Consider the following 6,673-nt stretch of genomic DNA (forward strand, 5'->3'; position numbering starts at 1 on the left):
GGGGGGGGGGGGGGGGTGGGTTGGGGGGGGGGTGGGGGTGGGGTCTACTTGGGGCTGTGGGGGGGGTGGGGGGGGCCGCCGGGGGGGGGCCGGGGGGCCCGGGGGTGGGTCAGACGTGGCGGAAGGTGATCTCGGCGAGCTCGGCGCGGGCCTCCTCGCAGGTCTTGCGCCCGTTGGCGAGGTCAGCGATCAAGTTCACGGCGTGGTATTCGCCCTCGTCGGTGGCGTCGGAGAGGCGTCCGGCGATCTCGGAGATCAGCTCGAAGACGTCGGCGTCCGCGTCGCCGGTCTCCTCGAACTCCTCGTCGTCGTCCAGGTCCTCGTCCTCGGCGACGTCGCCCTCGTCCTCGTAGCCAGCGACCTGCCACTGCTTGGCCGTCTGGTCCCAGATGACGGACCAGGCGTTGTGGTCGGTGAGGGTGCCGTCGAGGTCGATGCCGACGGGCATCCCGGCGTCAACCGCGGCGTTCAGCGCAGTGGCGATGTCCACCCAGTACGAACGCTCGGTGCGCGGGACGACCGCGGTGTCGGTCTCACCCGGGCTGACGGGCTGTGACGGGGCGTCACCGGGCTCACTATCGAGGGGCTCCAGCAGCGCGTACGCGGCCTCTCGGTCACCGAGGAGGTACTCGATCGCGTAGTCCCCGAGCAGCTCCCGGCGCAGCCATCCGCGCTGCTCTGCGATGAAGCCCTTGTCGTCCCAGGCGCCGTCGCCGATGTGCGATGACGTACCGGTTTGGTCCGCCCGGTCGAGCCGGGAGGCTGGGAAGCCGTACTCCAGCGCGGTCTCCCGGGACCAGACGCCGGCAGGCATCTCGCAGACGTTGGACCAGCCGACGTACTGGTCTCGGTCACGGTCGGGTTTGACGATCAGGCAACGCAGGCGCGGGTCGTGGCTGGCCTTCTCCTCGGTGAGCTGGGCCTTAGTCGTCGCCAGTTCGCGGCGGGTGTCCTCCAGCTCGATGGCGGTCTTGGTGTACAGACCGACGGCGTGCTGCGCGCGGCCCTCCAAGGTCAGCGGGAGCTTGTCCTTGACCATGGCGGCGTCGTGGACGTCGCGGGCCCATCGGGCGTCGCCGAGCGCTGTGTGCGCGACGTCCTTCGTGGGCGGCTCGACACCGATGGCGAGGGACATGGGGTGTGTGGGCCAGGGCAGTGGTCCGACGGCCTGGACGCCGAGCTTGGCGGCGGCGAGCTGGACGATGTCGTACGGCCGGTAGTGCCATTGGGCGCGGCCTCGGCCGACGAGGCGGCGGAGGTGGCGGTCGTCGAAGGCCGGGTTGCTGCCGACCAGGACGGCGCCGCGGAGGACGTTGACGATGGCGGTGATGACCTCGGCGCGGGTCATCGGTGCGACGTGGCCGCTCTCGTCGGCGGTCCAGGCGGCTTCGGCACCGTCGGGGACGGCGAAGCGCTGCTGGTAGCGGCCGATGCGGAGGGCCTCGGGGTCGGCGCCGGTGAGGTTGGGGCGGATCTGCCAGGCGTACTCGGTGTCGGTGGGCTGGCCGTCCTCGAACTCTCGGAGGATGACGGCGACTTCCCAGGCGTGGCCGATGCTGGCGTCGAGGTGGGTGGTCTCGCAGTCCACGAAGGCGATGGGCAGGGTCATGTGCTGCTGCTCCTGGTGGTGCGGATGGGATGGTGGACGGGGCCGCCCCTGGTTCGGACAGGGGCGGCCGGGCTCGCGGTCAGGCGCAGATGCCGCACCGGTGGTCGGCGATCTCGGTGTTGTGGCAGAAGTCGACGCAGGCACGGCAGTACGCGGTCTTCGGCTGGTTCGCGCGACGGATGCGGCGGTCGGTCGGGCCGAACGGCTTCATGCACTTCCCGCACGTCTTGGCGGGCTGCTCTTCCTGGGCGGGTCGTGCGATGCCGGCCTCGACGGCGGCGCGCAGCCACGTCGCGGCTTCGTCGACGAGGAGCTGCTGCTCGTCAGGCCTGAGCCGGTCCAGATTGGGCGTGGTGCCGTAGGGCTCGTGGGCGATCCGGAGGCGGGCCTCGACGAGGGAGCGGACGCGCGGATCGATGGTGGGCTCAGGCACTGCGCACCTCCGTGACGGCCGTCAGCGGCCCGTCAGCGACGGCATCGAGCGCCAGGAGCCGGACGTGATTCCGGATCCGCTCAGCCCGCTGCTCCGAGCCGTGCCCGTCCCACTGCGCCCGCACGTCGGTCACGTCGACCGCGGTCACGTGCCGGAACAGATCGCTGTCGCGCGCGGCGATCGGCCAGGACAGCTGCCAGCCGCCGGCCACGACGTAGAGGTCCTGCGAGCCCTCCAGGTCGTGCGACGGAGCGATCACGGCGGTCGCAGGGTGGAGAGCGGCGATCCAGGCGAGGAGCAGGGCGACTTCACGCTCCGCGTTGTCCCACTCCTGGGCGAACTCGTTCGCGTGGCCCTTCCAGCGCTCGGCGGACTCGCGGGCCAGGCGGAGGTCCTCGGCCTGGCGGGCGCCGGCGGCGAGGGCTTCAGCGAGGTTGGGGCGGTCGCCCGCGGTGCTGCGCGGGGGCGTCATGACGGATGTGACGGGCGTCGGCCTGCGGAACAGGCGCGCGAACCAGGGGCGAACCGGTTCCGGTTCCTGGTTCCTGCGGTTCTTGATCATGGACATGCTCCGGTGGTTGGCCGGAGGTGGGTCCCTGCTCGGGGTCCCTGTCCTCTGTGGGGTGGGTCAGCGGTTGCGGTTGGCGTCAGCTCGTACGCGGTTGAGGTGCCGGAGCTCCTGGTCGATGTACTCGGCCATGAAGCGGTTGTGGCGGGCGTCGGCGAGGGCGTTGTGCTGGCCGGCGGTCTGCTTGGGGAGGTCGTTGGGGCCGAGTTCGGCGAGCTTGGCGAGGGTGACCAGGTCGTCGGACTGCATGGGGATGCCGCGCGGCAGGTTGGTCATCGGGCCCCAGAGCTGGGCGAGGGCGACGTGGTCGTACGCGCTGTAGTACGCCCAGAGCTGGGGGTCGGGGGTGCTGAGGATGAAGTCGGCGACGAGGCGGGCGATCTGTGCTCGGGGCCGAACGTCGGGGTGGTCCAGGTCGAGCCTGTCGATGCCGCGGGTGCCGGGCGGGTTCTTGCAGATGGGCAGGGACGACCACACGTTTTCCATCAGCCAGGGGCTCTGGCGGACGGCAGTCTGGTCGAACTCGCTGCTCACGGCGTACAGCTCGGTTCCGTCCTCTCGGACCATGCCGATGCTGATGAGGTCGATGGTCTTGCCGTCGTCGATGAACTCGGTGTCGTAGTAGATCCGCATCAGGTGTCCTGTCGTGGTGGTGGGAGGGCGTCGAGGCCGTCGCCGATTGCGTCGGCGAGGGTGCGCCAGCGGGCGGCGAGTTCGGGTGCCGTGGCCTCTCGGGCCTGGGCGGCGACGAGGAGGGCCTCCACGAGTTCGGAGGCGTCCCGGGCGCCGCCGGGGAGGCTGAGGAGTGCGGCCATCAGTGGTCCGGTGCGACGGGTGCGGGTGCCGGTGAGGGCGTGGGTACCGGGGTGCCGGCGTAGTGGCAGGCGGTGAGGAGCACGGCGGCCGCGATGGCGGCGAGGGCTCTGGCCATCAGAACGGCGGCTCGGAGTAGCCGGCCTGCTGGTCGACGGCCCAGGGGTCGTCGGCGGGCGGTGGGCCCTGGCGGTACTGCTGCTGCCCCTGGGGGCGCTGCTGGCCCTGCCGTTGTCCGCCCTGGCCCTGCTGGCTTGCAGCGTCCTTGGAGACCTTCGCGACCGAGTACGCGAGGTTGGGGGCGATGCTGCGGATGAGGAGGGCCGGTCGCTCGTGCTTCTGGCCGTCCTTCTCCCAGCGCTCGGTGCGAAGGTCGCCCGAGACGAGGACCTCCATGCCCTTGGCGAGAGTCTCGGCGACGTTCTCGGCGAGGCGCTCCCAGGCGGTACCGCGGACGAAGAAGGTATCGCCGTCCTCCCACTCGTTCGTCTGCTTGTTCAGGCGGCGGGAGTTGAAGGCGAGCGTGACGCTGACGACAGCCTTCTGGGACTGCGTGAAGCGGAGTTCGGGGTCGCCAGTGAGTCGGCCGACTCCGGTCAGGGTGGGCAGCAAGGTCATTCCTCCGTGGGGAGTTGGGGCTGGATGGGGATGGTGGTCTGGTCGGGGTGGACGGTGGGCGTCGTGACGGGCTTGACGGGCGTCAGCGCGGGTCGCGGGCGGGGCACGGGCTTCGGGATCAGGCCGCGTCTCTCTCCGCAGACGGGTCCGTAGCCGCGGGCTCGGGACTCTGGCGTCCGGAGCTGCTCTGGGCAGAACCGGCACTTCATCGGCGCTTCTTTCGGCGGTGGGCGTCGAGGCTGGTCACTCCGGCCGGGAGGGTGCCGGGGAGGTCGAGCTGCTGGACGCGGGCGGGGCAGGTGGCGACGTGGGGCATGTGGAGCCGCTCCCAGCCGGTCTGGGGGAGCTCGGCTGTGGGGCGGCGGGACCGTACGGCGCCGGTTCCGTCGCGCCAGACCGCGGTGTTCCCGGCGGGGTCCGGGGCGGGGTCGACTGCGAGCTTCTTCCCGGCCTCGGTGGTGGTCCACAGCACAGGGCGGCGGCAGTCTCTGCACGGGATCGGTCTCATGGCTTCGTGGTGGTTGGTCGGAAGGCGGCGGTGATGCGGGCCTGGTGGGCGTCGGGCGTGAGGGTGCAGGGTTGGCCGGCGGGGGCTTGGCAGATCCGCTCGGGGCACTGGGTTGACATGACCCTGATCCAGTCGGTTGCGCGTGCGGAGTGCACGTCCCGGCGGCGGTCGACGCTGCCGCGCTGGTTCGTGCAGAGGGCACCCCGGCCCGCCTTGCACCAGGTGCACTGGATGGCTATCGCTGCGAACCGGTACGGGCCGCGGCGGCGAATCTGGACCGTCATGACGCCTCGGCCTCCTGCTCTTGGTCCTCGCGGGCGAGGGCGGCGGCGGACGCGGCCCTGATGCGGTCCTGCTCCTGGTCGTGGTCGAGGAGCGGGAGGCCGGCGGCTTCGCGCTGGGTGTCCTCCAGGCGGATGGGGTGGACGTCGCGGCGGCGCTGGCCGTTGGTGGTGCAGCTGTTGCCGGGGGTGGCGCCGCATTTGCGGCAGGCGCGGCCGCGGGGGTCCTTGCTGGTGTCGCGGTCGGCGGGCATCTTGCCGATGGCGGCGCGGACGGCGGCTGCACGGCCCTCGTACGGGCCATGATCGGCGCCTGGGGGCAGTGCGGGGCGTTCGGCGGCCCCGAGGGATGCCCGGATGCTGCTGGGGCCCGTGAGGCCGTCTCCAGCGGCTCGGATGATCTCCCGGAGGGCGGCAGCGGACTCGGCGCCAGTGTGGTTCGGGTCGCCGTCGATGACGATGTTGGCCAGCTCGATGCGCTCGGCTCGGCGGGCCTTGACCTCGGTGATGATGTCGGCCGGGGCGATGAAGGGCTGCTGGCGGGCGACGACGAGGACGGCGGCGCGGGCCTCGTCGAGGCTGTACGGGGCGAGGATCTCTCCCCAGACGTCGGGGGTGAATTCTCCGATGCGCTGCGCGGGGCAGGCCGCGGCGACGTATTCGAGCAGCATGATCGCTTCGTCCTGGGTCACTGGGCTTGTCCTTCCTGTGCGGCGGTGCGGGCGGCGGCGCGGGCACGGGCGCGGTCGAAGACGGTCGTGCCGGTCGCCTGGTCGTAGAGGGCGTTGGCGGGCTGCTGGCCGGGCGTACGAGCGCCGGGGGTGGCCGTAGAGGCGCCGTTCATGACCTCGTTCACGACGCTGGGCAGCGTCGAGGGGTGAAGGCCGCGTTCCATCCAGCGGGCGATGCCGCGGCGAACCCAGTACGGGTCGATGTGGTCCTCGTCGAGGAGGACCCGGATGTGCTTGGCCACCTGGCCGACTACGGACTTGGGTGGGCGCGAGGTGCAGCGCTCCAGCCACTCGCCCACGATCGTCTGCGCAGTGACTTGGGTGTCGGAGTCGGCGGCCGGAGCGTCGTCGACTGGTTCTCCCTCGAGGACCTCGTCTTGTGCGTCTCCTGTGTCACCGGGGGTTGGTGTGGCGGCGGCACCGGAAGCGTCGGCAGGACCTGCGAGCGGTTCCTGGTGGTTCTCTGACGGTTGACTGGTGGTTAGGGGGGCACTGAGTGCGTGACGTTCGGACGCAGAGTGCGTGACGTCACGCACTGGGAGTGCGTGACTCACGGACTCTGAGTGCGTGACATCCCCCTCTGTCACGTCGTCTGAGTGCGTGACAGTCACGGACTCTCCATGCGTGACAGTCACGGACTCTCCGTGCGTGACACGCTTCGCCCGGGCCCGCCGCTGACGCTCCGCAGCCTGCTTCTTCGCGTCCTCGGCCTCGGCCTCCAGCTCGGCCCAGTCGAACTCCGGCCGCCGCAGGTGCATCTGGAGCTTCCACTTGGTCCGGCCGTTGACCGTGCCCTGCTTCCGGATCAGACCACCGGCTTCCAGGCGACGGAGAGCACGCTGAACGGTCCGCTCGTCGTACCCGGTCCGGTACTGGATCCGCAGGACCGAGGGGTGTGAGTTGGAGCCGTCAGGGCGGGCGTGCTCGCCGAGGACCTGGAGGACGTGCCGCGCCGTGCTGTCGGGCCGGTTCTTCTCGGTCCGCAGCATGGGGGCGTCGTCCATCGCCCAGGAGACAGCCTCGGTGCTCACGCGCTCCTCATTCGATAGGTGGGGTGGTGGCCGGTGGCCCGGCGGCAGGTCTCATCCGCCGGGCCCACGGAGTGACGGGGC

At 71.2% G+C, this 6,673-nt stretch carries 9 protein-coding genes; all 9 read right to left on the reverse strand.

What is annotated here, in order from left to right:
• Window positions 1–109: 109 nt before the first annotated feature.
• The gene (locus ACFULQ_RS48155) at window positions 110–1,609 is read right to left on the reverse strand and encodes a hypothetical protein (protein ID WP_383557927.1); all 1,500 of its coding nucleotides are present in this window, start codon (window positions 1,607–1,609) and stop codon (window positions 110–112) included.
• Window positions 1,610–1,688: 79 nt separating this feature from the next.
• The gene (locus ACFULQ_RS48160; RefSeq protein ID WP_383557930.1) at window positions 1,689–2,042 is read right to left on the reverse strand and encodes a hypothetical protein; all 354 of its coding nucleotides are present in this window, start codon (window positions 2,040–2,042) and stop codon (window positions 1,689–1,691) included.
• A complete protein-coding gene (locus ACFULQ_RS48165) occupies window positions 2,035–2,610 on the reverse strand; it encodes a hypothetical protein (protein ID WP_383557933.1) in 576 nt (191 codons plus the stop codon). Before ACFULQ_RS48165 ends, ACFULQ_RS48160 begins: the two co-directional genes overlap by 8 nt.
• 60 nt (window positions 2,611–2,670) lie before the next feature.
• The gene (locus tag ACFULQ_RS48170; RefSeq protein ID WP_383557935.1) at window positions 2,671–3,243 is read right to left on the reverse strand and encodes a 3'-5' exoribonuclease domain-containing protein; all 573 of its coding nucleotides are present in this window, start codon (window positions 3,241–3,243) and stop codon (window positions 2,671–2,673) included.
• Window positions 3,243–3,425 (reverse strand): hypothetical protein, encoded by a 183-nt coding sequence (locus ACFULQ_RS48175; RefSeq protein WP_383557937.1) that lies wholly within the window; start codon window positions 3,423–3,425, stop codon window positions 3,243–3,245. Before ACFULQ_RS48175 ends, ACFULQ_RS48170 begins: the two co-directional genes overlap by 1 nt.
• A gap of 115 nt (window positions 3,426–3,540) precedes the next feature.
• Window positions 3,541–4,041 carry a single-stranded DNA-binding protein gene (gene ssb / locus ACFULQ_RS48180; RefSeq protein ID WP_383557939.1) on the reverse strand — a complete coding sequence of 167 codons (501 nt, stop codon included), beginning with the start codon at window positions 4,039–4,041 and terminating at the stop codon, window positions 3,541–3,543.
• A gap of 205 nt (window positions 4,042–4,246) precedes the next feature.
• Complete coding sequence (locus ACFULQ_RS48185; protein WP_383557941.1) at window positions 4,247–4,549, reverse strand: hypothetical protein; 303 nt, start codon at window positions 4,547–4,549, stop codon at window positions 4,247–4,249.
• A gap of 280 nt (window positions 4,550–4,829) precedes the next feature.
• Window positions 4,830–5,522 (reverse strand): hypothetical protein, encoded by a 693-nt coding sequence (locus tag ACFULQ_RS48190; protein WP_383557944.1) that lies wholly within the window; start codon window positions 5,520–5,522, stop codon window positions 4,830–4,832.
• Window positions 5,519–6,592 (reverse strand): helix-turn-helix domain-containing protein, encoded by a 1,074-nt coding sequence (locus tag ACFULQ_RS48195; RefSeq protein WP_383557946.1) that lies wholly within the window; start codon window positions 6,590–6,592, stop codon window positions 5,519–5,521. Before ACFULQ_RS48195 ends, ACFULQ_RS48190 begins: the two co-directional genes overlap by 4 nt.
• Window positions 6,593–6,673 lie beyond the last annotated feature (81 nt).

The sequence above is a fragment of the Streptomyces sp. NPDC057253 genome, assembly GCF_042669125.1.
Classification (GTDB): Bacteria; Actinomycetota; Actinomycetes; order Streptomycetales; family Streptomycetaceae; genus Streptomyces.